This is a genomic window from Streptomyces griseoviridis (assembly GCF_005222485.1).
In the GTDB taxonomy this organism is placed as follows: domain Bacteria; phylum Actinomycetota; class Actinomycetes; order Streptomycetales; family Streptomycetaceae; genus Streptomyces; species Streptomyces hintoniae.
Map to the genome: position 1 here is coordinate 7,876,720 of NZ_CP029078.1, position 24,905 is coordinate 7,901,624.

Here is a 24,905-nt window from a genome sequence, read left to right on the forward strand (position 1 = left end):
TCTCGTACGGACCTCCAGGAAGGCACCCTCGTGTCCCCGACACCCTCGACGCACTCGACCAGTTCGACGTCGCCGTCCTCCCCTCTGCATCTCGCCGTCGCGCTCGACGGCACCGGCTGGCACCCCGCCTCCTGGCGTGAGCCGGTGGCCAGGCCCCGGGACCTGTTCACCGCCGGATACTGGGCCGACCTCGTCGCCGAGGCCGAGCGCGGACTGCTCGACTTCGTGACCATCGAGGACGGACTCGGCCTCCAGTCCTCCCGCTACGGCGAGCCGGACGGCCGCACCGACCAGGTCCGCGGCCGGCTCGACGCCGTTCTCATCGCGTCCCGGGTGGCGCCCCTGACCCGGCACATCGGCCTGGTGCCGACCGTGGTGACCACCCACACCGAGCCGTTCCACCTCTCCAAGGCGATCGCCACCCTCGACTACGTGAGCACCGGCCGCGCCGGGCTGCGCGTGCAGGTCACCGCGCGCCCCTTCGAGGCCGACCACTTCGGGCGCCGGGTGATCCCGCCCTTCGAGGACTACGACCGCCCCGCCGTCACCGAACTCTTCGAGGAGGCCGCCGACTACGTCGAGGTCGTGCGCCGGCTCTGGGACAGTTGGGAGGACGACGCGGAGATCAGGGACGTCGCCACCGGACGCTTCGTCGACCGCGCGAAACTCCACTACATCGACTTCGAGGGCGCGTACTTCAGCGTCAAGGGCCCCTCCATCACCCCGCGTCCGCCGCAGGGCCAGCCGCTCGTCACCGCCCTCGCCCACCAGAGCGCCCCCTACCGGCTCGTGGGCCGCCAGGCCGACGTCGGCTACGTCACCCCGCACGACACAGGACAGGCCCGCGCGATCGTCGCCGAGATCCGCGCCGAACAGGAGCGGGCCGGACGCGCGGGACAACCCCTGCACGTCTTCGGCGACCTGGTGGTCTTCCTCGACGACGAGCGGAGCGCGGCCGAGGACCGCCGCGACCGCCTCGACGCGCTGGCCGGCGAGCCGTACACCAGCGACGCCCTCGTCTTCGCCGGGACGGCGTCCCAACTGGCCGACCTGTTGCAGGAGTTCGCCGAGGCCGGGCTCAGCGGGTTCAGGCTGCGGCCGGCCGTCGCCGGACACGACCTGCCCGCCGTCACCCGGGCGCTGGTCCCCGAACTCCAGCGCCGGGGCGCCTTCCGCACCGCGTACCGGGCCGACACCCTGCGCGGGAACCTGGGCCTCGACCGGCCCGCCAACCGCTACGCCGCCGCCTGAGCCGGAAGGACCGCACCGACATGAGCAAGCCGCTGAAGCAGATCCATCTGGCCGCGCACTTCCCCGGCGTCAACAACACCACCGTGTGGAGCGACCCCGAGGCCGGCAGCCACATCGAGTTCTCGTCGTTCGCGCACTTCGCGCGCACCGCCGAACGCGCCAAGTTCGACTTCCTGTTCCTCGCCGAGGGGCTGAGGCTGCGCGAACAGGGCGGCGAGATCTACGATCTGGACGTCGTCGGCCGCCCCGACACCTTCACCGTGCTGGCCGCGCTCGCCGCCGTCACCGAGCGCCTCGGCCTCACCGGCACCATCAACTCCACCTTCAACGAGCCCTACGAGGTGGCCCGGCAGTTCGCCAGCCTCGACCACCTCTCCGACGGCCGCGCCGCCTGGAACGTCGTCACCTCCTGGGACGCCTTCACCGGCGAGAACTTCCGGCGCGGCGGCTTCCTCCCGCAGGAGCACCGGTACTCCCGCGCCAAGGAGTTCCTCGCCACCGTCACCGAACTCGTCGACTCCTGGCACGGCGACGAGATCCTCGCCGACCAGGCCACCGGTGCCTTCCTGCGGGACGCCAAGGCCGGTTCGTTCGTGCACACCGGACAGCACTTCGACATCCACGGGCAGTTCAACGTCCCGCGCTCCCCGCAGGGCCGCCCGGTGATCTTCCAGGCCGGCGACTCCGACGAGGGCCGCGAGTTCGCCGCGGCCGGCGCCGACGCCATCTTCAGCCGGTACGCCACCCTCGACGGAGGGCGGGAGTTCTACGCGGACGTGAAGAACCGGCTCGCCAAGTACGGCCGCAGGAAGGACCAGTTGCTGATCCTGCCCGCCGCCAGCTTCGTGCTCGCCGACACCGACGCCGAGGCGGAGGACCTCGCCAAGCAGGTGCGCAGGCAGCAGGTCAGCGGCGCCACCGCCCTCAAGCACCTGGAGTTCGTCTGGAACCGCGACCTGTCCGGCTACGACCCGGAGGGACCGCTGCCCGACATCGACCCGGACCTGGGGGAGAGCCACATCGCGCGCGGCCGGGCCCAGGTGCGCATGTACCGGGACCCGCTGGCCACCGCCCGCGAATGGCGCGAACTGGCCGCCGCCCGGGGCTGGTCGATCCGCGACCTGGTCATCGAGACCGGCAACCGGCAGAACTTCGTGGGCTCACCCGAGACCGTCGCCCGCACCATCAACGAGTACGTCCAGGCCGACGCGAGCGACGGCTTCATCCTCGTCCCGCACATCACCCCGACCGGCCTCGACGCCTTCGCCGACCAGGTCGTCCCACTCCTCCAGGAACAGGGCGTCTTCCGCGCCGACTACGAGGGCACCACCCTCCGCGACCACCTGGGCCTCGCCCACCCCGACAGCGCGGGACAGGACCAGCGCGCGGCCTCCTGAAACGGGCGCAACCCCGCAACGGGCCCGGTCGGGCCCCCTCGACCCGGCCGAGCCCCTGAAACGGCGAGACCGGAAGACGCTTCCCTCCCCCGAAGGCAACGTCTCCCGGTCTCTCCCCCCGTGCCGGACTGGTGGTCCAGCCGACCGCGTGGTGCGGTGCGTGTGCCGTTACCAGCACATCACCGCGGTCTCCCCCGGACCCCACGCGGAGTACAGACGGACGCGGACGTAGTAGCGGCGGCCCTTGACGAGCCGGGCGCTGATCGTCGCGTTGTGCCGGCTTCCCCCGTCGTCATGGCCCACGAGGTAACGAGCTTCCCCGTCCCGTTCCTCGAAGACCACCAGCACACCGTCGCTCGCCCCGAACGTGCCCACCGTGAAATCGCGCGTCTCCGGCGGCTCGACCACGAAGTCCGCCTGCTCCCCGGGGCCGAGGCCGAGCGGCACCGACCGGAAGGGCACCAGATCCGGCAGCCGCCCCGCGGCGGCCGACGGATACCAGCGCAGGGCGAACTCCTTGTCGGCCGGAGAGAGCGTCCCGGGCGGGTGGAGCCCCGCCCGCAACTGCTCCGGCTCAAGGATCAACCCCGCGGGAAACGGATACTCCATGATCGACTGCGAGTCCCAGACGGAGCCGTTGGCCTCGTCCGGGTCCAGCTTGCTCAGGATGTTCGCGAACGTCCGCTCCCGGCCCCAGTAGTTCGGCGGACCTGCCAGTTCGGCGTAGACGGCCTCGTCGTCCCAGTGGATGCCGGCGAACGGACTCTGGTGCTCGTGCAGCATGCCGAGCGCGTGTCCGATCTCGTGCAGGACGATCCCGCGCCCCCCAGGCACGGTCACGTCCCACCCGAGATTCATCGTGCGCTCGTGCACCCCCACCTGGAGGGCGTCCTTGCCGACCGCCGACCAGGAACCGTCACCGAGCTGGAAACCGATGCGCAGCTCCGCCTCCGAGCGGTCCCCGACCTCGACGAACGTGACGCCGATGCCGAGGTCCCCCCACTCACGGAAGCAGTCGCGCACCACCTCCCGCTGCTCCTTCGCCCCCACCCACGACACCCGCCGCACCGAGCCGGTCCCCGGTACGGGGATGGCCGACGCGTCGTTGTCGCCGTCGAAGAAGCAGTAGTGCAGCACGGTGCCGTTGACCCACATCCGGCTCCCGCCGATGAGCGCACCGCGCCGCTCAGCGGTCAGCCCCGGCGCGAACGCGGGGACCGACTGCTGCGCGAGAGAGCAGTAGCGTCCGGTCATGCGCACAGCCTGCCGCAGCGGCCACCCGGGCGCCTGAGTCGGGATCTACTCAAGTCACCCTGTATCAGGGATGAGTACTCGCGCTCATACTCCCGTGACGACTTTCGAACGCGATGCGAAGACCCTTGAACTGCCCTGGCCGTTCACCGCACGAGAGGACGAACTGGAGCTGGTCCGCCGGTCCCTGACCGCCGGCTCGCAGGGCATCCTGGTGACAGGCCCCGCGGGCTGCGGGAAGACCCGGCTGGCCACCGAGGCCGTGCGGGGCACCGACCGGGCCCGGGTGGCCGGCACACCCGAGACCCGCCACCTCCCCTTCGCCGCGTTCGCCCATCTCCTGCCCGAGACGCTCTCCCTGCACCGCGCGGTCCAACTCCTGTCCGCCGTGCGCCTGCTGGTGGTCGACGACGCCCACCTCCTCGACGACGCCTCGGCCGCCCTCGTCCACCAGCTCGCCGTCCACGGCCGCACCCGGCTGCTGGTCGTCGCGGCGGACGGCGCCCCGCTGCCCGGCGCCATCGCCCGGCTGTGGACCGGCGAACTGCTGCCCCGCCTCGCCCTGGAGCCGCTCTCCCGCGAGGACGTCGAGGAACTGCTCACGGCGGGCGTCGGCGCTCCCCCCGAGCCGCTCACCCTGAGCCGCCTGCACCGCCTCTCCCAGGGCGACCTGCGGCTGCTGCGCGACCTGGTGACCGCCGCCCGCGACCACGGCGGCCTCGACCGGCGGCCCGACACCGGCACCTGGACCCTCCGGGGACCGCTGCCGCTCACCGCGGCCGTCCGCGCGCACAGCGCGCGCGTGCTGGAGCGCACCGACCCCGACGACCGCGAGACCCTCGACCGCCTGGCGTTCGCCGAACCGCTGCCGCCGACCGCGGACGACTTCGACCTGCGGGTCCTGGAGCGCCTCGAGGCCGACGGCCTGATCCGCACCGACGACCGGGGCGCCGTCCACCTCGCCCACCCCCTGCACGGCCCCGCCCTGCGCGCGGCGGCGGGACGGCTGCGCGCGCGGCGGCTGGCCCGCACCCCCGGCAGCCACCGGCCGGCCCTGGAGGCGGAGACGGCGGCCCTGGAGCGGCGGATCGCCCACGGGGACCTCCGGGCCGCGGCGGCGCCCCTGGGGGAGTGGCTCGCCGAGGAGGGCGCGCGGGTGCCCGCCGGGCACGCGGCCGTACGCGCCAGGACCGCGCGGCTGCGGGGTGAGCTGCGGGAGGCGGCGGCCTGGGCGCGGGAGGGCCTGCGGCAGACACCGCAGGACGCCTCCTGCCGTACCGAACTCGTCCTGGCCGCCGCGCAGTCGGGGGACGCCACCGCCGCCGCCGAGGCGGTCGGACCCGGGCCCGTCCCGGCCGGCGCCGCGGTCTGGCTCACGGTCGTCGCGGGCGACACCGAGGACGCCCTGGAGATGATCTACGACGGCGGTCGCGAACCCCTCGCCCTCTACGACGCCGTACGCCTCGGGGTGCCCGAGAAGGTCGCCGACCGGCTGCCGCACGGCAGCCTGTTCGCGCTCCACGCCGACGCCCTGGCGCGCGGCGACGGACCCGCCCTCGACCGGGTCGCCGCCGCCCTGGAGGCGCGCGGACACCTGCTATTCGCGGCCGAGGCGCACGCCCAGGCGGTACCCGCGCACCGGGACCCGAGAGCCGCCCGCACCTCACGCACGCGTGCCGTCGCGCTGGCCCGCCGCTGCCAGGGCGCCCGCACCCCGGCCCTGTCAGGACTGGTCCTCGGCGAACTGACCGCGCGCCAGCGCCAGATCGTCACCCTCGCCGCCGCGGGGCTCAGCAACCGTCAGATCGCCGAACAGCTCACCCTGTCCATCCGCACCGTCGGCAACCACCTGTACAGCGCGTACGCACGGCTCGGCGCGAGCGACCGCGGCGCGCTGCCGTGGCTCGTCCAGCTCCCCGACGCCCGGTCCGCCTGAGCACCACCGCCCCAGGACCGGCGGTCTGACCCCCACACATCGGGGGAGGGGTCAGGCCGCCTCCCGCACGCCCGCGGCGCGCGGAGGCGGCCTCACACCGCGCCGAACGCCGTGAACGCCCAGCCCGTCGCCTGGTGCAGCGCGTCACCCGGCAGGGCGGCCCGCGCGTCACGCAGCGCCTCCGCGAGCGACAGACCCGTGCTGAGGCCCTTGTGCAGGGCGAGCATCAGGGGCACCACGGCCGCGTCGTTGACCGGCGCGCTGCTCGCCACCACGCCCGCCGTGCCCAGCGGCAGCAGCGCGGTCACCAGACCGAGCAGTTCGTCCGCGCCCACCGACGCGAGCCGCGCGGTGTCGCAGCTCGACAGGATGATCCGGTGCGGACTGCGGTCCAGGCGCTCGAAGTCGTGCACGATCAGCGGCCCGTCCGCCATCCGCAGCGACGAGAACAGCGGGCTGTCGGCGCGGAACGTACCGTGCGCGGCGATGTGCGCGAGCGCCGCCCCGTCCAGCTCCCGCAGCACCCGCGGCACGCGCGCGGCCTCGTGCTCGAGCAGCGTCGGACGGCCGTACCTGTCGGCGAGTTCCGGCACCTCGGCGCCACCCGACGCCAGCCCGGGACCGCGCACCAGCACCTGCCGGTCGTCCGGCGGCGGCTCCGTCTCCAGGGCCCGCAGCCAGCTGCTCGCCGACGGCGACACGCTCAGCACCCGCTCCCGCAGCGACGGCAGCAGCGCCCACGGCACCCGGTGCAGCCGCCCCGGCGGAACCACCACCACGGGACCCGAACCCAACTGCGCGGCGGCCGGCCCGAGCAGCAGCTCCTCCAGCCGCCGTCCCATCGCCTCGACCAGCGGCAGCCGCGCCTCCGCCCCCGGATGCGCCAGCCGCCGCAGCCCGGCCTGCACGTGCTCGGCCTCCACCTCGGCCTCCGCGAGGAGCCCGGCCTCGAACCGCCGCACCCGCCCGTCCCCGCACAGCAGCACCTGCACCCGGCCGTCGAGCACCGCCAGCTCCACCAGCCGCACCCCGTCGAGCCGCGCCAGCAGCCGGCCGACGTCGAACCGGTCGCCGTCGCCCGGGGTCTCGCCGCGGATGTGCAGCGTCCTGGAGCGGATCTCCCGCTCCAGGCGCCGCTGCTCACGGTCGAGGGCCGGCACCGGACGCCCGTCGCTGCGGGCCTCCTCCGCGCGCGCGGCGATCTCACGGAACGCCGTCAGGTCACCGAGCAGCGCCGGATCGGCCGGCGGCCTGGTCGGCGGCGCCGACAGCACCGTGGCCCGCCACCGCTCGCTCCACACCAGCAGCCGGCGCGGCCCGCCCGACTCCAGGCTCGCCTGCTGCGCCAGCGCCGCCAGCTCCGCGCCCTGCTCGGTGGCGCGGGCCCGCAGCTCCGAGGCGCCCAGCGTGGTCCGGTGGTCGTCCAGCACGTCGAGACCGCGTCTGCACGCCTCCAGGACACCCCGGCCCGAACCGGCGGACCTGGCCCGCAGCGCCTGCGCCGCCCAGCCCGTCATCCGGGCCAGCGGCGGCCCGCCGTGCCGGCTGCGGGCGGCGACCGCCAGATGCCGTTCCGCGTCGTCCGTCCAGCCGAGGCCGAGCGCGATCCGGCCGGCGAGCAGCGACGCCTCCGGGGCGGCCGGCGCCCCGAAGGAGGCCAGCTTCTCCGCGACCGCGGCGGCGTCCGCGACCAGCCGCCCCGAACCCCGCCCCGCCGCCACCCGCGCCTGGATCAGCACCAGCCTGGCGTGCGTCTCCCACCAGGGGCGTCGCTGCCCCGCGAACAGCCGCACCGCGAGCGCCGCGCGCGCTATCGCGGTGCCGGGATCGCCCGCCAGACGCGCCGCGCGGGCGGCCACCAGGAGCAGTTCGGCCTTGCGGGTCGACTGCCCGCCGATGCCGTCGAGCACCCCGATCGCCGCGTCCGCCTCGATGACCGCCTCGGAGGCCAGCCCGGCCGCCATCAGGACCTCGCAGCGCCTGATGTACAGCATGAACGAGGGGGTGCCGAGCTTCGCGTACCGCTCCTCCGCCTCGTCGAACAGCCGCAGCGCCACCGGGATGTCACCCGAACGGAACGCGGCGAGCCCCCGGCTCTCCACCGCGTCCGCCTTGTCGTGCTCCTGTCCCGTCGTGCCCCAGAGGGCCTCGGCCGCCGTGAAGTCGGCGTCCGCGCGGTCCACCGCGCCCACCGCCAGATGCACCGTCGCGCGCAGGGTCAGCGCCCGCGCCACCCAGATGACGTCGTCGACCTGGCGCAGCACCGGTATCGCCCGCCGCACGTCCTCCAGCGCCTCACGGTGCCTGCCGAGCACCCAGTGCGCGTAGGCCCGCCGGTACAGCACCCGCGCGCGGGTGTGCCCGCTGCCCCGCTCGACCCCGCGCTCCAGGGCGGCGAGACCCTGCTGGGTGCGCCCGGCGTGCACCAGCGCCACCCCGAGGGCGGCCAGCACGTCCGCCTCCCGTTCCGCGGACTCCGCGCGCGCGGCGAGGTCCCGGGCACGCCGAAGGTGACGCAGGGCGATCCGCATGTCGCCCCAGTCCCGCTGCCAGATCCCGATCACCTGATGCGCCACGGACGCGTGCAGAGGCGACGGGTCCGCGCCGAGCACACCTTCCGCCCGTGCCAGCGCGTCGTTCGGGGCGGCGAACACCATGGGCAGAAGTTCGAGTACCGATTCGCTTCCCCCTGTCACCCCACGGATGGTAGTCGTCCGGATTGCGCGGGACACCCGTTCGGCGCTGTATCAAACGACGGCCAGGTGGATCTGTATGACGACCGGCCGTCCCAGGGGGAGGACACACGATGGCACCACAGCGATTCCGGGAACAGTTCGACCAGATCCAACGCTCCCTGTCGGGCGTCGCCCTGGCCATGGGGCCTGACGACTCGGCGGAGTTCATCTACGAGAAGGGCGTCGTCCTCGCCCGCGACGGCGACGAGGCCCGCCTCGTCGAGGACACGGTCCGCACCCACTTCGCCGCCGCCCCCGACCTGGTCGCCGACCACGTGCGCAGGGCGAGCCCGGAGACCAACCGCTCCGGCATCACCCGCATCCGCGTCGGCGACCCAGGACAGGGCGACCGGCGCGGTGACCACACGGTGGCCGGCGCGCTGCGCGCGCTGCGCGAGCACGAGAACCGCCACGGCCGCCGGCTGGTCAGCCGCAACCACGTGGTGGGGATCGCCGTCAACTCCTGCCCGGGGGACGAACCGGTGCCCGTCGCGCGCGCCGAGGCACCCAACCCGGCCGCGGCCGACACCGAGCACGACCGGGACACCGCGGTCCAGGTCCTGGTCATCGACAACGGCCTCACCCACGACCACGCCGCCTACCCGCTGCTCGCCCACACCCGGGGCGACACCCAGGTGCGGGAGACCGACGACGCCGGGATCCTCCAGCAGTACGTCGGGCACGGCACGTTCATCGCCGGGCTGCTCGCCGCCGTCGCGCCCAACACCGACATCACCGTCCGCAACACCCTGAGCGACGCGGGCGCGGTCCTGGAGTCCGAGTTCGGGGAGCTGCTGTTCGACGCCGTCGAGGAGGGCGGCTGGCCGGACATCCTGAGCCTCTCCGCCGGCACGCCCAACGGCCGGGTGGACGGCCTGCTCGGCCTCGACGCGTTCATGCGGGCGCTGCGCGAGCGGCACACCCTGCTGGTCGCCGCCGCGGGCAACAACTCCAGCGCCACCCCGTTCTGGCCCGCCGCCTACGCGGCCCTGCCCGAGTACCGGGACGCCGTCCTGTCGGTCGGCGCGCTGCGCGGCGACGGCGAGTTCGGCGCCTGCTTCAGCAACCACGGCCCCTGGGTGCGGGCCTACGCCCCCGGCGAGCGGCTGACCAGCTCCCTCACCGGGTTCGACGGACCCGTCCCGTACGTCTACCAGCACAGCACCTACGAGGACTGCCGGTTCGGGTTCGGCTACCGCTGCACGTGCAGCCACCCGCGCCACGCGGGCGTGCTGAGCGACGAGGGCGCGATCGCCAAACCCGACCAGGTGATGTTCGACGGACTGGCCCAGTGGAGCGGCACCTCGTTCGCCACCCCCGTCGTCGCCGGCCTCGTCGCCTCCCACATGACGGCGGAGAAGGAGACCGACCCGCGCGAGGCCGCGCGGCAACTCCTCGCCCGCAACACGGAGTTCGCCGAGGTGCGCGGAGCGCACGTACCGGCGCTCAGGCCGGCCACCTGGCGCCCGGTCGAGGTGAGCACCGCGTGAACGTCCTGTCGGCCGGTACACGTGCCGGGACGGCCCCTCCCACGGCGTACGATGACATGCCGTACTCGAGGGGTGGGGCCGTGGACCGTTCAGATGTCGGCGCGCTTGTCCAGTCGGCGATCGACGGTGACGCGGCCGCGTGGAAAGCGCTGGTGGAAGGGCTGAGCCCGCTGGTGTGGTCGGTCGCGCGAGCGCACCGGCTCTCCGACGCCGACGCGCACGAGGTCTACCAGACCGTGTGGTTCCGTTTCGCCCAGCACCTGGGCCGGATCAGGGAACCGCAGAAGGCGGGCTCCTGGCTGGCGAGCACCGCCCGCCACGAGAGCCTGAAGGTGATCAAGAGCCTGCGGCGGCTCACCCCGACGGACGATCCCCAACTGCTCGACCGGGTCAGCGAGGACCGCACCCCCGAGCAGTCGCTGCTCGACTCGGAGGAGGCCGCCGCCGAGTCCGAGCGCATCCGCCACCTGTGGCAGGAGTTCGAGGAACTGGGCGACCGGTGCAGGCAGTTGCTGCGCGTCCTGATGGCGTCGCCGCCGCCCAGCTACCAGGAGGTGTCCGCGGCCCTCGGGATCGCCGTGGGCAGCATCGGACCGCTGCGCCAGCGGTGTCTGCGGCGCCTACGGGCGCGACTCGAAGCACGGGGAGCGGTGTGAACGACATGGATGACCTGAGCGGTACGGGCGGCCGGGACGGCGAGGACTCCTTCGCCGTCGAGGAACCCGCCCTCGGCCGGCTGGACGGCGAACTGCGCGGGGCCGCCGCGGTCCTCGACCCGGTGCCGACCGCCCTCGAGCAACTGGCCGTGGAGGCGTTCGCGCTGCACGACCTGGACGCCAGGATCGCCGAGCTGACCTTCGACTCGGTGACCGACGCGATCCCGGTCAGGGGCGCGGTGGAGGCACCGCGCATGCTGACGTTCCAGGCCGACGGGCTGACCGTCGACGTGGAGCTGACCGGGCACGGCCTGATGGGGCAGGTGCTGCCCCCGCAGACGGCGGCCATCGAGGTGCTGAGCGGCCCGCGCGCGGGCTCCTCGCTGACCACCGACCCGCTGGGCCGGTTCACCTCGCAGGAGCCCCCGTCCGGCCCGTTCGCGCTGCGGCTGCGCACCGGCGGGGGCGTCCTCGTCACCGACTGGCTGACGGCCTGACGGAGGCGGCGGGACCCGCGCTCACCAGGTGACGGGCAGGTTCCGCGGCCCCCGGATCATGGTCCGGCGCCGCCAGGCCACCTGGTCCGCGGGGACCGCGAGCCGCAGTCCCGGCAGCCGGTCGAGGAGCGTGTCCACGAGCAGTTCGGTCTGCGTGCGGGCCAGTACCGCGCCCGTGCAGTAGTGCGGCCCGTTCCCGAACGCCAGATGCGGGTTCGGGGCCCGCTCGACGTCGACGCGGTCCGGGTCGGGGAAGACCTCCGGGTCCCGGTTGGCGGCCAGGTAGGACACGTACACCGGCTCGCCCGCGGCGATCCGGTGGCCGGCCACCTCGACGTCCTCCAGGGCGATCCTGGCCAGGCCGACGGAGGAGCGGTGCGGGATGTACCGCAGCAGCTCGTCCAGGACCGGGCCCCGCGCGCCCGGCCCGAGCGCGCGGGTGGCGCGCAGCAGCTCCGGGTCGGTCAGCATCAGGAACAGCATCTGCCCGCAGTTGTGGGTGACGGCCTCGCCGCCGATCTGCAGCGGCCCGGCGAGCCCGACCGCCTCCTCCTCGCTGATCTCCCCGCGCCCCACGGCCGCGCCCAGCAGCGCGTACACGTCCTCGCCCGTGCCGCCCGCGCGGGCCCTGATGGTCTCCGCGATCCAGCCGTACAGGCCCTCCTTGGCCCGGCCCGCGGCCTCGGCTCCGGTGGTGGAGATGATCTCCCGGGTCCAGGAGTGCACCCGCTCCCGGTCCTCGGCCGGCACCCCCATCACCTCGCTGACCACGGCGAGCGGGAACGGTTCGAGGACCCGCTCGATCAGATCGGCCGGCGGCCCGTCCCGCACCACGCCGTCCACCAGGTCGTCGAGCAGCCGCTGCGCCCGGGGCCGCAGCCGTTTCATCGCGGCCACCGTGAACGCGCCCGCGACGGCCTTGCGCAGCCGGTTGTGGTCGGGCTGGTCGGCGAAGGCGAGCGAGCCGGGGCGCGGCTTGAAGTGCGGTGCCATCCGGGTGACCTGGCGCCGCGTCACCTCGGCGCGGCCGAAGCGCGGATCGTTGGTGACGGCGCGGACGTCGTCGTAGCGGGTGGCGAGCCACGCCCAGCCCTCGCCGTGCGGCAGCCGGATGCGGGTCAGCGGGCCCTCCCGCATCAGCTCCGCGAGCACCGGGTCGAAGTCGGCGCCGTCCAGGTCGAGGGCGGGCCACTCCCGCACGGGCGGGGCGGTCGTCGTGGTCAGGAGAGCGGGATCCTCGGTCATGCGTCCACCCTCACCGCGTCCGGGGCGGCTGTCGCGCCGGAGTGCGCCAGCCGGTGGTCACCGGCTCACCGCGTCGACCAGCGCGGACAGCGCCGCCGCGAGCCGCTCCAGCCCGGCTCCCGCGGGTCCGCCGGGCTCCGTCATGTAGGTGTCCCGGCGGATCTCCACCATCAGCGCGCTCACCCTCGGGTCGCTGCGGTGGAACGCCAGCGGCACATAAGTCCCGCCGAACGGGCTGTCCACGCCCGTCCCGCCGCACCCGGCGAACGCCTCCCGGGCCGCCGCCAGCAGGGCGGGCGGGGTGTGGAAGGCGTCGGTGCCCAGGCAGACCGGCGGGCGGGGACCGGTGCCGTGCAGCTCGTAGGGCAGGGCCCGGCTCGGGTAGGAGTGCACGTCCACGATCACGGCCCGTTCGGTGGCGGCCAGCCGGTCGGCGACCGCCTCGGCCATCGCCGCCGCGTAGGGGCGGAACCACCGGGCGAGCAGCGGCTCGGGGTCGGTGTCCTCGGCGCGCAGCGGCTCGCGGTGCGCGGTACGGGTGTAGACGGCGCCCATGCCGACGGCGCGCATCTCCTCCCGCTCGTCCGGGAACCGCTCCGGGTCGACGACCAGCCGCGAGAGCCCGTTCACGAACCGCCACGGGGTGACGGCGGACCGCGCGGCCGCCGCCTCGGCCAGCTCGGCGGTGTGCGCGTCGGTGAGGTGGTCGAGCTCCCGCTCCAGCGCCGCGTCGTCGAGCAGGATGCCCGCGCGCACCTCCGCCGGTACCGCCCGCGCCCCGTGCGGCACGTGCAGGACGACGGGGGAGCCGGCCGCGCCGGGCAGCAGGGCGAACGGCGGTGCGGCGGACGGCATGGCGGCTCCCGGGGGCGTTGTCAGTGGCGTGACGCATCATCAAGGTGTCACATCGGCGACCGCCCGCGAGGGCCGCTGGGGGAAGGGGGAGCGCCATGCGCGTCAGCCGTGCGGTGCGGCGGCCTGGAGGCCGCGGGCGGCGGGGCGCCCGCCTGTCGCCGCGCCGGTGGGGCCCGGCATGGCTCCGCCCCGGCGGCCGAGGGCACGCCGGGGCGGAGGTGACACGGTCGTCGGCCGTGGCCGGACGGGCGTCAGCCCAGGTCGGCCAGGGCGGAGTTCCACGTCGCCGAGGGACGCATCACGGCCGCGGCCTTCGCCGGGTCGGGCTGGTAGTAGCCGCCGATGTCGGCCGGCTCGCCCTGCACCGCGCCCAGCTCGTCCACGATGCGCTGCTCGTTGGCCGCCAGCGTCTCGGCGAGCGGACCGAACGCCTTCGCCAGCTCCGCGTCGTCGGTCTGCTTGGCCAGCTCCTGCGCCCAGTACAGGGACAGGAAGAAGTGGCTGCCGCGGTTGTCGATGCCGCCGACCCGGCGGGTCGGGGACTTGTCCTCGTTGAGGAAGGTCGCCGTGGCCCGGTCGAGGGTGTCGGCGAGCACCTTGGCGCGGGTGTTGCCGGTGGCCTCGGCGTACTGCTCGAGGGACGGCACCAGGGCGAAGAACTCGCCCAGCGAGTCCCAGCGCAGGTAGTTCTCCTTGACCAGCTGCTGGACGTGCTTGGGCGCGGAGCCGCCCGCGCCCGTCTCGAAGAGGCCGCCGCCCGCCATCAGCGGTACGACCGACAGCATCTTGGCGCTGGTGCCCAGCTCCAGGATCGGGAACAGGTCGGTGAGGTAGTCGCGCAGCACGTTGCCGGTCACCGAGATCGTGTTCTCGCCGCGCCGGATGCGCTCGACGGACAGCTTCGTCGCCTCGACCGGGGCGAGGACACGGATGTCGAGGCCCTCGGTGTCGTGCTCCGGCAGATAGGCGTTGATCTTGGCGATCAGGTTGGCGTCGTGCGCGCGGGTCTCGTCCAGCCAGAAGACGGCCGGGTCGCCGGTGGCGCGGGCGCGGGTGACGGCCAGCTTCACCCAGTCCTTGATCGGGGCGTCCTTGGTCTGGCAGGCGCGGAAGATGTCGCCGGCCGAGACGGTCTGCTCGATCACGACGTTCCCGGCCTGGTCGACGAGGCGGACCGTGCCGGTGGTCGGGATCTCGAAGGTCTTGTCGTGGGAGCCGTACTCCTCGGCCTTCTGCGCCATCAGGCCGACGTTCGGCACCGAGCCCATGGTGGACGGGTCGTAGGCGCCGTTGGCCCGGCAGTCGTCGACGACGGCCTGGTACACGCCGGAGTAGGAGGAGTCGGGCAGCACCGCGAGGGTGTCGGCCTCCTGGCCGTCCGGGCCCCACATGTGGCCGGAGGTGCGGATCATGGCGGGCATCGAGGCGTCCACGATCACGTCGGACGGCACGTGCAGGTTGGAGATGCCCTTGTCGGAGTCGACCATGGCGAGCGCGGGGCCCTGGGCCAGCTCGGCGTCGAAGGACGCCTTGATCTCGGCGCCCTCCGGGTGGGACTCGAGGCCCTTGTAGATGCCGCCGAGACCGTCGTTCGGGGAGAGACCCGCGGCGGCCAGCTTGTCGCCGTAGCGGGCGAAGGTCTCCGGGAAGAACGCGCGCACCACGTGACCGAAGATGATCGGGTCGGAGACCTTCATCATCGTGGCCTTCAGGTGCACGGAGAACAGCACGCCCTCCGCCTTGGCGCGGGCCACCTGCGCGGTGAGGAACTCACGCAGCGCCGCCACCCGCATCACGGAGGCGTCGACGACCTCGCCCGCGAGGACCGGTACCGACTCGCGCAGCACGGTGGTGGAGCCGTCGTCGCCGACCAGCTCGATGCGCAGCGCGCCGGCCTCGGAGATCACCGCGGACTTCTCGGTGGAGCGGAAGTCGTTCTCGCCCATGGTCGCGACATCGGTCTTGGACTCGGAGGTCCAGGCACCCATGCGGTGCGGGTGGGTCTTCGCGTAGTTCTTCACCGAGGCGGGGGCCCGCCGGTCGGAGTTGCCCTCGCGCAGGACCGGGTTGACCGCGGAGCCCTTGATCTTGTCGTAGCGGGACTGGATCTCCCGCTCCTCGTCGGTCTTCGGGTCGTCCGGGTAGTCAGGCAGCGCGTAGCCCTGCGCCTGGAGCTCCGCGACGGCGGCCTTCAGCTGCGGGATGGACGCCGAGATGTTCGGCAGCTTGATGATGTTGGCCTCGGGCGTCTTGGCCAGTTCGCCCAGCTCGTGCAGGGCGTCCGGAATCCGCTGGCCCGCTTCGAGGTACTCGGGGAAGACGGCGATGATGCGCCCGGCCAGCGAGATGTCACGCGTCTCCACGGTGACACCCGCCTGCGAGGCGTACGCCTTGACCACCGGCAGGAAGGAATACGTCGCCAGGGCCGGGGCCTCGTCAGTGTGCGTATAGATGATGGTCGAGTCAGTCACCGGGTGCTCCGCTCCACGTCTGCAACATTGCTCGACATCAAGATATCTCGTGACGGACCCCGACTCGACAGGGGTCCGGCCCTGCGGCCGGTTCAGGACCGCCCCGCCGGGGCGACCCGGACGCCACGGCGGTCCCGTGAGCCGGGCCGGACCCGGCGGTCGATCTTGGACGCGGGCGGAGGGCGGACGCCCGCCGGCGTCGGACTCCTGCGGAAGGCGGACAGCCGCCGGCCCGACGGTTCGCCGAACCGCCATCGCGACGGTTCACCGAACCGACATCGCGACGGCTCGCCGAACCGACATCGCGCCGGCTCGGCGACCCGCCGTCCCGACGGCTCAGCGAGCCGCCGGCCCCACGGCGCGGCGAACCGCCGGTCAGTCCAGGCGGGTGATCTGGGTGTCGCCCGCCTCCTGGGCGGTCCGCTGCTGCGGGATGACCACCGCGCCCTGGTGCAGCGCCACGGTCCTGGCCGGCGCCGGGATGCGGATGCCCTCCCGCTGGTAGCGCCGGTGCAGCCGCTTGATGAACTCGTGCTTGATCCGGTACTGGTCGCTGAACTCGCCGACGCCCAGGATGACCGTGAAACCGATCCGCGAGTCCCCGAACGTGTGGAAGCGCACGGCCGGTTCGTGCTCCGGGATCGCCCCCGTGATCTCCGTCATCACCTCGGCGACCACCTCCATGGTGACCCGCTCGACCTGTTCCAGATCACTGTCGTAGGCCACGCCCGCCTGCACCAGGATCGTCAACTGCTGCTCCGGGCGCATGTAGTTGGTCATGTTCGCCTTGGCGAGCTGGCCGTTGGGGATCACGACCAGGTTGTTGGAGAGCGCGCGCACCGTGGTCTGCCGCCAGTTGATGTCCTCGACATAGCCCTCCTCGCCGCTGCTCAGCCGGATGTAGTCGCCGGGCTGCACGGTCTTCGAGGCCAGGATGTGGATGCCCGCGAAGAGGTTCGCGAGAGTGTCCTGGAGGGCGAGCGCGACGGCGAGACCGCCGACCCCCAGGGCGGTCAGCATGGGCGCGATGGAGATGCCCAGGGTCTGGAGCACCACCAGGAAGCCGATGGCCAGCACCAGCACCCGGGTGATGTTCACGAAGATCGTGGCCGACCCCGCGACCCCGGAGCGGGACTGCGTCACCGTCTGCACCAGACCGGCGATCACCCGGGCCGCCGCCAGCGTGCACACGAAGATCAGCAGCACCGTCAGCGACTGGTTGACGTGCGTGTGGACCGTCCTGGTCAGCGGCAGCGTCGCCGCCGCCGACGCGGCGCCGGCCACCACGGCCGCCCACGGCACCACCCTGCGCAGCGCCTCCACGATGACGTCGTCACCGCTCCAGCGGGTGCGGTCGGCGTGCTTCGCCAGCCAGCGCAGCACGACGCGCGCGAGGAACGCCGCCAGCAGGCCGGCCGCCAGGGCGATCCCGGCGAACGCCAGATCGTCCACGGTCACCGCCCGGCTCACCGGCCCGCTCCGGGGGACATCGAGGGCCGGATGCGAAGAGTCGTCACGTTGCCACCTGCTCGGATTCGGGGAATGCGCTCGCTCATCCTGCCGTATCCGTACGGGAGTTCGTGCCGGTCGGTGCGCCGGCCCGGCGGCGCCCCGCCCCGGTGGACGGCCGGTGCTGCCGGGGTGGCGCGGGACCGCTCTCAGATCACCTTCCACCGCACCAGCGCGCCCAACGTCAGCGCGCCCGGCAGCAGCGGCAGCCACACCGTGATGACGCGGAACGCGAGGACCACCGCCGTCGCCACCGCGGCTGGGCCGCCCGCCGCCACCAGGGCCACCACGAGCGCCGCCTCGACGGAACCGAGGCCGCCCGGGGTCGGCACCAGCGCCACCGTCACCGTCGCCGCCAGATACGCCACGGCCATCCCCGCGGGCGACACCGGCAGGCCCAACGCCTGCCCCACCAGGACCAGTCCGGTCGCCTGGAGCGCGGGGAACGCGAACGAACCGCCCCACAGGGCGAGCGCGCGGGAGGGCCGGGCGTGCACCGAGCGCGCCTCGCCGAGGGCCGTCCGCAGGAAGGCCAGGACGGCCGTCCGCAGCCGTCGCACCGCGAGCAGCACGAGCGCCGCCACGACCACCGCACCGACCGCCGCCGCCAGCAGCGGTCCCGCCGCGGCCTCCGGGAGCAGCGCGCCAAGCCGCAGCGCGCCGGGGAACGCGAGCAGCAGCGCCGCCAGGAGCGTGAGCCTGGCCACGCACTCGGCCAGCAGATACAGGGCCAGCGCGGCCGACGAACGGGCCAGCGGAACCCCGCACACCGTCATGAACCGCAGGTTGACGGCGCTCGCGCCGAGGCCGGTCGGCAGCAGATGGTTGGCCGCGCCCGCAGCGAACTGGGTGGCGAGCAGCCGCCGTCTCGGCAGCCGTTCCACGACCGCGCCCTGCCGGGTGACGGCGGCCGCCACCCAGGTCAGACAGGTCGCGCCGACCGCCGCCAGCAGCCACGGCCACTCGGCGTGCTGAAGCTGCCCGAGGCCCTCCGCGAGCACGGACCTGTGCCGGACCGCGACCACGGCCACCAGCGCGAGCGGCACCAGGCACAGGACGCGCCGGACCGGGACGCGCCGGACCGGGACGCGGCCCGGGAGCCGACCCTCGGGGGAGCGCGGCGGCCCGGAGCGGGTGGGGAGTTCGGGGAGCTGCACGGCTGTCACACTCCGAAAGCCTCCGCGCCCCACGCCAACGGCGGGTTGCGGAGGCGTCGACAGCGGCTTACGCGCGGTCATCGGCTCCTTCGGCTCCTTCGGCTCCTTCGGGTCCTTCGAGTTCTTCGGGTTCTTCGGGATCTTCGGCAGCCGGGTGACGGGAGAGGGAGGCGAGGCAGCCGGCCGGGTGGGGGCGGAGGGCGTGGGGACGGCTGGCGCGGGACGCGGCCGTACGGCATTGACCTCAACGTCGCTCGAGGTCCTACCGTCACTGCCATGAGCATGGAGACCACGGCGTGGACACAGCTGCACAGTGTCATGAACGCCCGAGACGAGACCCGCCCCTTCGCCCGCGCCACCCTCCGCCGCATCGCCGCCTTCGCCCGTCCGCACCGCTCGCGCATCATCCGGTTCGTGGTCCTCGGGGTGGTGACCGCGCTGCTCGCCGTCGCGACCCCCGTCCTCGCCGGGCGGGTCGTCGACGCGATCGTGACGGGCGGCGACGAGCGCACCGTCGTCCACCTCGCCCTGCTCATCGCGCTCATCGCCGTCGCGGAGGCGGCACTCGGGCTGCTGGGCCGCAGGCTCTCGGCGGCGCTCGGCGAGGGACTCATCCTCGATCTCCGCACGGCTGTGTTCGATCATGTGCAGCGCATGCCGGTCGCGTTCTTCACACGTACGCGTACGGGGGCGCTCGTCAGTCGTCTCAACAACGATGTCATCGGCGCCCAACGCGCCTTCAGCAACACCCTGTCCGGAGTGGTGAGCAACCTGGTCACACTGGTGCTCACGCTCGCCGTGATGCTCACCCTGTCCTGGCAGATCACTCTGCTCGCGCTCGCCCTGCTGCCGGTGTTCGTGGTCCCCGCGCGCCGGATGGGCGGCCGGATGGCCCGGATGCAGCGCGAGGCGGCGACCCTCAACGCGGCCATGGGCACCCGGATGACCGAACGCTTCTCGGCGCCGGGCGCCACCCTCGTGAAACTCTTCGGGCGCCCGGCCCAGGAGTCCGAGGAGTTCGCGGCCCGCGCCCGCCGGGTGCGCGACATCGGGGTGCGCACCGCGACCGCCCAGACGGCGTTCATCACCTCCCTCACCCTGGTGTCGTCCCTGGCGCTCGCCCTCGTCTACGGCCTCGGCGGCTGGTTCGCGCTGCGCGGCACCCTGGAGCCCGGCGCCGTCGTCTCCCTCGCGCTGCTGCTGACCCGGCTGTACGCGCCGCTCACCGCGCTGGCGGGCGCCCGCGTCGAGGTGATGAGCGCCCTGGTCAGCTTCGAGCGGGTCTTCGAAGTGCTCGACCTGCGGCCGCTGATCGACGAGAAACCCGACGCGCGGGACGTCCCCGAGGGCCCCGTCGCCGTCGAGTTCGACAACGTGCGCTTCGGCTACCCGGCCGCCGACCAGGTCTCCCTCGCCTCCCTCGAAGAGGTCGCCGCCCTCGACACCCGGGGCGGGGACGAGGTCCTGCGCGGCATCTCCTTCCACGCCGCCCCCGGCAGCACCACCGCCCTGGTCGGCTCCTCCGGCGCCGGAAAGTCCACGATCGCCCAGCTCCTGCCGCGCCTGTACGACGTCGACGAGGGCGCCGTCCGGATCGGCGGCACCGATGTCCGCGACCTCACCGCCGACTCCCTGCGCGCCACCGTCGGCATGGTGACCCAGGACGGCCACCTCTTCCACGACACGGTCCGCGCCAATCTGCTGCTGTCCCGGCCGACGGCCACCGAACCCGAGGTCTGGGACGCCCTGCGCCGCGCCCGCCTCGACGACCTCGTACGCTCCCTGCCCGACGGCCTCGACACGGTCGTCGGCGAACGCGGCTACCGGCTCTCCGGTGGCGAACGGCAGCGCCTGACCATCGCCCGGCTGCTGCTCGCCCGGCAGCGTGTCGTCATCCTCGACGAGGCCACCGCCCACCTCGACAACACGTCGGAGGCGGCCGTCCAGGAGGCCCTGGCGGAGGCGCTGGAGGGGCGGACCGCGGTGGTCATCGCCCACCGCCTCTCCACGGTCCGCACGGCCGACCAGATCCTGGTCGTCGAGGCGGGCCAGATCGTGGAGCGGGGCCGGCACGACGAACTGCTCGCGGCGGGCGGCAGGTACGCCGAACTGCACAGGACGCAGTTCGCGGCGGGTGGGGAGGACGCGGAGGACATGGGGTACGCGGAGGATGCGGCGAGCGGGTATCCCGAAGGAGCCGACGGTACCCCCGGTACCCCCGGTTCCAGCGGTTCCCGTGGGTTCGACGGCAGTGAGGACGCCGTCGCCGTCTGAGCCGGACGCACCCGGTCCTCAGGGTCGCGCGCGACTTCCGGGGGCCGGGCCGCGACCGCTGCCCGCCGGGCCGTGGGCGGGGTCGTCGTGCGCGTCGTCTCCCGGACGGCTGGCCACGACCACAGGGCGTAACCGGAACCGGCCAATACCCGGCGTCCCGCGCGGAAGGCCGCACCGCCCCGCACGCGTCAGGCGGCCGTTTTCCCGGGCCACGGGACCGCTCGAAACCGGACAGCGGCCCGTCATCGCCCCCCGCCCGCACACGGCCTGCGGATATCGTTGTCAGGCCTTAACGCGCTGATCGAGGCTTTCGGGGAACGATGATCGAAGTGCGCCTGCTGGGGCCGGTCGAGGTGTGGGACGACGGCACCCGACGTCTGCGCCTGGGCGGGGCGAGACCGGTGGCGCTGCTGTCCGCGCTCGTCGTCCACCTCGGCGAGGTCCTCTCCACCCAACGCCTGGTCGACCTGGTCTGGGAGGAACGGGCACCGGCCACCGCCGGCGCCCTGGTCGCCTCGCACGTGGCCGCCGTGCGCCGCGCCCTGGCACCCGCGGGCGCGTCCTCGGCGATCCGCACCCGGGCCCCCGGCTACCTCGCCGATCTCCCGCCCGGCCAGGTCGACGCCCGCCGCTTCGAGCAACTGCTCTCCGCCGGGCGCCGCGCCGCCGCCGAGGGCCGTGACACCGACGCCCTCGACCTGTTCACCGCCTCCCTCGACCTGTGGCGCGGGCAGGACGCCCTCGAAGGCGTCGGCCAGTCCTTCGCCAGGATCGAGGCCGCCCGGCTGAAGGAACTGCGGCTCGTCACCCTGGAGCACCTCTACGATCTGCGGCTGCGGCTCGGCCACGACAGCGAGATCGTCGCCCCGCTCCTCTCCCACGTCGCCGCCCATCCGCTGCGCGAGCGACCGCGCGCCCAGCTGATGACCGCCCTGTTCCGGGTCGGCCGGGCCCCGGACGCGCTCCGGGTCTTCCAGGAGGGCCGCGACATCCTCCGCACCGACCTTGGCCTCGACCCCGGCCCCGAACTGCGCGCCCTGCACCTGGCGGTCCTGCGCAACGACCCCGCGCTCACGGCACCGGGACGCACCGGGAGCCCCAACGCCCCAGGCGGGGAAGGCGGTTCGCCTCGGTGGCCGCCGGCCGGTCGTGCCGGGGCCGGACCTGCTGAACCGGCGTCCCCGGCCGGGTCCACGCGTCCCGGCCCACCGCTTCCGCCGGGCGCCCCCGGCTCGGGCCCACCGTCTCCGCCGGGCGCCCCCGGCTCGGGCCCACCGTCTCCGCCGGGCGCCCCCGGCTCTGCCCCACCGTCTCCGCCGGGCGCCCCCGGCTCGGGCCCACCGTCTCCGCCGGGCGCCCCCGGCTCGGGCCCACCGTCTCCGCCGGGCGCCCCCGGCTCGGGCCCACCGTCTCCGCCGGGCGCCCCCGGCTCGGGCCCACCGCTTCCGCCGGGCGCCCCCGGCTCGGGCCCACCGCTTCCGCCGGGCGCCCCCGGCTCGGGCCCACCGCTTCCGCCGGGCGTCGTCAGCCCCGGCCCACCGTCTCCGCCGGGTGCGCTCCCAGCCGGTACGCCGCTCCCGCCCGGCTCTCCGCGCCCCGATCCGCCGCTCCTCCCCAGCCCTTCCCGACCGGCCGATCCCGACCCCGACCTCGCCACCGTGCCGTCCGTGCCGCCCGTGCCCGTGACGGTGCCCGCGGTCCTGCCGGTCCTGCCGCCCTCCCATCTGCCGCCGGACGTCGCCGACTTCGTCGGCAGGGCACGGCAGGTCGGCTGGGCGACCGGGCTGCTCGACCAGGCCCGTGAGCCCGCCAGGACCGCGCCGCCGATCGGGGTGATCTCCGGACGGCCCGGCATGGGCAAGACGGCCCTCGCCGTGCACGCGGCCCACCGCGCCGCCCACCTCTTCCCGGACGGCCGCCTCTTCCTCGACCTGCGCGCCTCGGACACCGCCCCGCTGGCCGTCGCCGACGCCCTCGCGCGGCTGCTGCGCGCCCTCGGCGTCGACCCCGAAGCCGCCCACGGCACCGACGACTTGATCGGCCTGTACCGGACCCGGGTGGCGGGCAGGCGCATCCTGCTGGTCCTCGACAACGCCCCGAGCGAGGCCCAGCTACGGCCGCTGCTGCCGCCCGGCCCCGGCTCGGCCGTCCTGGTCACCAGCCGTCGACGGCTGACGGCGCTCGAAGGCGCCGTCCGTCTCGATCTGTCGGTGCCAGGGACGGCCGAGGCGCTCGAGCTGCTGACCACGGTCGCCGGAAGGAACCGGGCGCCAGGACCCGCACCGACGACGGATTCCGCGCCTGCGGGAGATCCCGCGCCGGGAGCGGAGCCCGCGCCGGGAACGGTGGTCGGACCGGGAACGGTGGTCGGACCGGGAACGCCGGTCGGGCCGCGGACGACGCCCGCACCGCCGCAGGACCCCGCAACGCCCCTCGATCCCGCACCGCCCGTCGGCTCCGCACCATCCGTCGATCCCGCCCCCGGCGACCTCGCCGAGATCGTCGCCCTCTGCGGTCAACTCCCCCTCGCCCTGCGCATCGCGGGGGCCCGGCTGGCCGCGCGGCCGCACTGGGGTCCTGGACACCTCGCCGGACGGCTGCGGGACGAGCGCAGGCGCCTCAACGAACTGCGGGTGGGCGACCTGGAGGTGCGCACCAGCCTCGAACTCGGCTACGCGGAACTCGACCCGCCCGAACGCCGGGCGCTGCGCCGGCTCGCGCTGATGGACCTGCCCGACTTCGCCGCCTCGATCGCCGCGCCCCTCCTCGACATCGGCACCGAGGAGGCCGAGGAGGCGGTCGAACGGCTCGTCGACCGGCATCTCATCGAGGTGCTCGCCGCCGACGGGACCGGCGAGAACCGCTACCGCATCCACGACCTCGTCAGGGAGCACGCCCGTGAGCGCTGCCTGACCGAGGAGAGCCCCGCCGAACGCGCGGCGGCCGTACGCCGGTTGGTCGCCTGCTGGCTCACGCTCGCCGACCGCGCCGCCGTCCGGGGCCCCGGCGGTGTCTCCTGGCTGCTGCCCGCGCCCAAGGCGGAGTGCCCCCTCGAACCCGCCGTCCAGGAAAGGCTGTTGGCTCGGCCCGCCGCCTGGTTCGCCGCCGAACAGAACTGCCTGGTCGCGGCCGTCCACCACTGCGCGGCCCAGGGCATGACCCGGGCGGCACGCGAGCTGGCGGGCGCCCTGATAGCGAGTTCCGCCGCCCTGTACAACCAGTTCGACGTCTGGGCGCAGACCCACACCGTGGCCCTCGACGCGGTGCGCCGCGAGGGGGACGGCGAGGGCGAGGCCTGGCTGCTCGTCGGACTCGGCCAACTCCGTTACGAACAGGACAGGTTCGAGGACGCCCACGCCTGCCTGGTGCGCGCCCTGCGGCTGTTCGACGAGCAGAAGGCCGCTGCCCGGGACGACGCCGCCGTCCTCGACGCCCTGCGCGGGAGCGCCACGGCACTGGTCGGCATGGGCACCATCCGCCGCGAACAGGCCCGCTTCGCCGAGGCGTCCGCGACCCTCGCGGCCGCCCTCGAACGCTACGACACCCTGGGCGACGACGCGGGCCTGGCCAGGACGCTGTACGGGATCGGGTACGTCCACCGCGAACAGGGGCGCGCCGACGAGGCCAGGCGGGCGCTGACCCGGTCGCTCGCGCTGTTCAGCCGGGTCGGCGACCACCAGGGCGAGGCCCTCACCCTGCGCTCCCTCGCGCTCTGCGAACGGGCCCGCGGCGCGCTGGCTGAGGCGACGGACCTGCTCGCCGAGGCCCTGCGCGTCTTCACCGGACTCGGTGACACCTTCGGCCTGATGTACACCGAACAGGCGCTGGCCAAGGTGGAGTTGAGGCAGGGCCTGTTCGAGCGGGCGCGGGAGCGGCTCGGCCGCTGCCTCGAGGTGGCCAGGGAGCGCCAGGACGACTTCGGGGAGGCCCTGGTGCTGCGGACCCGGGGCGAGTGGCACCTGGCGGCGGGCGACCCGGTCGGCGCCGAGGGCCCGCTGCGGGCCGCGCTGGCGCTCTGGGAGAGCCTCGGCCTGCCGCTGTGGCGGGCCCGCACGCTCCGCGACCTGGCCGAGGTGCACGCCGCCCGGGGCGAGCACCGGGCCGCCGATGACGCCCGTCGGCAGGCGCACACGGCGTTCCACGCGCTGGGCAGCCGCGAGGCCTGGGAGGACCGCCCCTAG

At 74.3% G+C, this 24,905-nt stretch carries 15 protein-coding genes; 8 read left to right on the top strand and 7 right to left on the bottom strand.

The genetic code is table 11. The annotated features are described in order from the left end of the window. Positions 1 to 30 precede the first annotated feature (30 nt). The gene (locus DDJ31_RS34115; RefSeq protein WP_127176558.1) at positions 31 to 1,251 is read left to right on the top strand and encodes an LLM class flavin-dependent oxidoreductase; all 1,221 of its coding nucleotides are present in this window, start codon (positions 31 to 33) and stop codon (positions 1,249 to 1,251) included. Positions 1,252 to 1,271: 20 nt separating this feature from the next. Continuing rightward, on the top strand, positions 1,272 to 2,648 hold the full coding sequence (locus DDJ31_RS34120; protein ID WP_127176557.1) for an NtaA/DmoA family FMN-dependent monooxygenase: 1,377 nt from the start codon (positions 1,272 to 1,274) through the stop codon (positions 2,646 to 2,648). 168 nt (positions 2,649 to 2,816) lie between these two features. Here DDJ31_RS34120 and absR1 read toward each other — a convergent pair whose 3' ends face one another. Beyond that, a complete protein-coding gene (gene absR1 / locus DDJ31_RS34125) occupies positions 2,817 to 3,902 on the bottom strand; it encodes a beta-glucuronidase AbsR1 (protein WP_127176556.1) in 1,086 nt (361 codons plus the stop codon). Between the two features lie 70 nt (positions 3,903 to 3,972). On the opposite strand from absR1, the gene DDJ31_RS34130 reads away from it, so the two are divergent. Beyond that, positions 3,973 to 5,835, top strand: coding sequence for a LuxR family transcriptional regulator AbsR2 (locus DDJ31_RS34130; protein WP_127176555.1), 1,863 nt, complete (start codon positions 3,973 to 3,975; stop codon positions 5,833 to 5,835). 92 nt (positions 5,836 to 5,927) lie between these two features. Here the strand turns inward: DDJ31_RS34130 and DDJ31_RS34135 are convergent, their stop codons facing one another. Further along, on the bottom strand, positions 5,928 to 8,492 hold the full coding sequence (locus DDJ31_RS34135; RefSeq protein WP_127182471.1) for a CHAT domain-containing protein: 2,565 nt from the start codon (positions 8,490 to 8,492) through the stop codon (positions 5,928 to 5,930). A 149-nt stretch (positions 8,493 to 8,641) separates the two neighbouring features. Here DDJ31_RS34135 and DDJ31_RS34140 point away from each other — a divergent pair, with 149 nt between their 5' ends. The 3 genes from DDJ31_RS34140 (at position 8,642) to DDJ31_RS34150 (ending at position 11,213) form a co-directional block, all read left to right on the top strand. Beyond that, positions 8,642 to 10,060: a S8/S53 family peptidase gene (locus DDJ31_RS34140; RefSeq protein ID WP_127176554.1), complete on the top strand. Its 1,419-nt coding sequence runs from the start codon at positions 8,642 to 8,644 to the stop codon at positions 10,058 to 10,060. 80 nt (positions 10,061 to 10,140) lie between these two features. Further along, entirely contained in the window at positions 10,141 to 10,716 is a 576-nt protein-coding gene (locus tag DDJ31_RS34145; RefSeq protein ID WP_127176553.1) for an RNA polymerase sigma factor, read from the top strand. Positions 10,717 to 10,721: 5 nt separating this feature from the next. Continuing rightward, entirely contained in the window at positions 10,722 to 11,213 is a 492-nt protein-coding gene (locus tag DDJ31_RS34150) for a hypothetical protein (RefSeq protein WP_127182470.1), read from the top strand. 21 nt (positions 11,214 to 11,234) lie between these two features. On the opposite strand, the gene DDJ31_RS34155 is transcribed toward DDJ31_RS34150, so the two are convergent. The 5 genes from DDJ31_RS34155 to DDJ31_RS34175 form a co-directional block, all read right to left on the bottom strand. Continuing rightward, the gene (locus DDJ31_RS34155; RefSeq protein WP_127176552.1) at positions 11,235 to 12,458 is read right to left on the bottom strand and encodes a cytochrome P450; all 1,224 of its coding nucleotides are present in this window, start codon (positions 12,456 to 12,458) and stop codon (positions 11,235 to 11,237) included. Between the two features lie 57 nt (positions 12,459 to 12,515). Beyond that, positions 12,516 to 13,313, bottom strand: a complete 798-nt coding sequence (locus tag DDJ31_RS34160; RefSeq protein WP_127176551.1) for an N-formylglutamate amidohydrolase — start codon at positions 13,311 to 13,313, stop codon at positions 12,516 to 12,518. Between the two features lie 251 nt (positions 13,314 to 13,564). Beyond that, positions 13,565 to 15,784, bottom strand: coding sequence for an NADP-dependent isocitrate dehydrogenase (locus DDJ31_RS34165; RefSeq protein ID WP_127176550.1), 2,220 nt, complete (start codon positions 15,782 to 15,784; stop codon positions 13,565 to 13,567). A 375-nt stretch (positions 15,785 to 16,159) separates the two neighbouring features. Then, positions 16,160 to 17,254 carry a mechanosensitive ion channel family protein gene (locus tag DDJ31_RS34170; protein ID WP_127176549.1) on the bottom strand — a complete coding sequence of 365 codons (1,095 nt, stop codon included), beginning with the start codon at positions 17,252 to 17,254 and terminating at the stop codon, positions 16,160 to 16,162. Positions 17,255 to 17,442: 188 nt separating this feature from the next. After that, the gene (locus DDJ31_RS34175) at positions 17,443 to 18,459 is read right to left on the bottom strand and encodes a lysylphosphatidylglycerol synthase transmembrane domain-containing protein (RefSeq protein ID WP_431026693.1); all 1,017 of its coding nucleotides are present in this window, start codon (positions 18,457 to 18,459) and stop codon (positions 17,443 to 17,445) included. A gap of 273 nt (positions 18,460 to 18,732) precedes the next feature. Here DDJ31_RS34175 and DDJ31_RS34180 point away from each other — a divergent pair, with 273 nt between their 5' ends. Together DDJ31_RS34180 and DDJ31_RS34185 are read left to right on the top strand one after the other, a co-directional pair. Beyond that, positions 18,733 to 20,724: an ABC transporter ATP-binding protein gene (locus tag DDJ31_RS34180; RefSeq protein WP_171481022.1), complete on the top strand. Its 1,992-nt coding sequence runs from the start codon at positions 18,733 to 18,735 to the stop codon at positions 20,722 to 20,724. Between the two features lie 320 nt (positions 20,725 to 21,044). Further along, on the top strand, positions 21,045 to 24,905 hold the full coding sequence (locus DDJ31_RS34185; RefSeq protein WP_127176546.1) for an AfsR/SARP family transcriptional regulator: 3,861 nt from the start codon (positions 21,045 to 21,047) through the stop codon (positions 24,903 to 24,905).

What these genes read in the sequence shown, in the direction of transcription:
- DDJ31_RS34120 (WP_127176557.1), top strand. Translation starts at nt 1,272, where the DNA reads ATGAGCAAGCCGCTGAAGCAGATCCATCTGGCCGCGCACTTCCCCGGC.
- absR1 (WP_127176556.1), bottom strand. Translation starts at nt 3,902, where the DNA reads ATGACCGGACGCTACTGCTCTCTCGCGCAGCAGTCGGTCCCCGCGTTC.
- DDJ31_RS34130 (WP_127176555.1), top strand. Translation starts at nt 3,973, where the DNA reads ATGAGTACTCGCGCTCATACTCCCGTGACGACTTTCGAACGCGATGCG.
- DDJ31_RS34135 (WP_127182471.1), bottom strand. Translation starts at nt 8,492, where the DNA reads ATGGTGTTCGCCGCCCCGAACGACGCGCTGGCACGGGCGGAAGGTGTG.
- DDJ31_RS34140 (WP_127176554.1), top strand. Translation starts at nt 8,642, where the DNA reads ATGGCACCACAGCGATTCCGGGAACAGTTCGACCAGATCCAACGCTCC.
- DDJ31_RS34150 (WP_127182470.1), top strand. Translation starts at nt 10,722, where the DNA reads ATGGATGACCTGAGCGGTACGGGCGGCCGGGACGGCGAGGACTCCTTC.
- DDJ31_RS34155 (WP_127176552.1), bottom strand. Translation starts at nt 12,458, where the DNA reads ATGACCGAGGATCCCGCTCTCCTGACCACGACGACCGCCCCGCCCGTG.
- DDJ31_RS34160 (WP_127176551.1), bottom strand. Translation starts at nt 13,313, where the DNA reads ATGCCGTCCGCCGCACCGCCGTTCGCCCTGCTGCCCGGCGCGGCCGGC.
- DDJ31_RS34180 (WP_171481022.1), top strand. Translation starts at nt 18,733, where the DNA reads ATGGAGACCACGGCGTGGACACAGCTGCACAGTGTCATGAACGCCCGA.
- DDJ31_RS34185 (WP_127176546.1), top strand. Translation starts at nt 21,045, where the DNA reads ATGATCGAAGTGCGCCTGCTGGGGCCGGTCGAGGTGTGGGACGACGGC.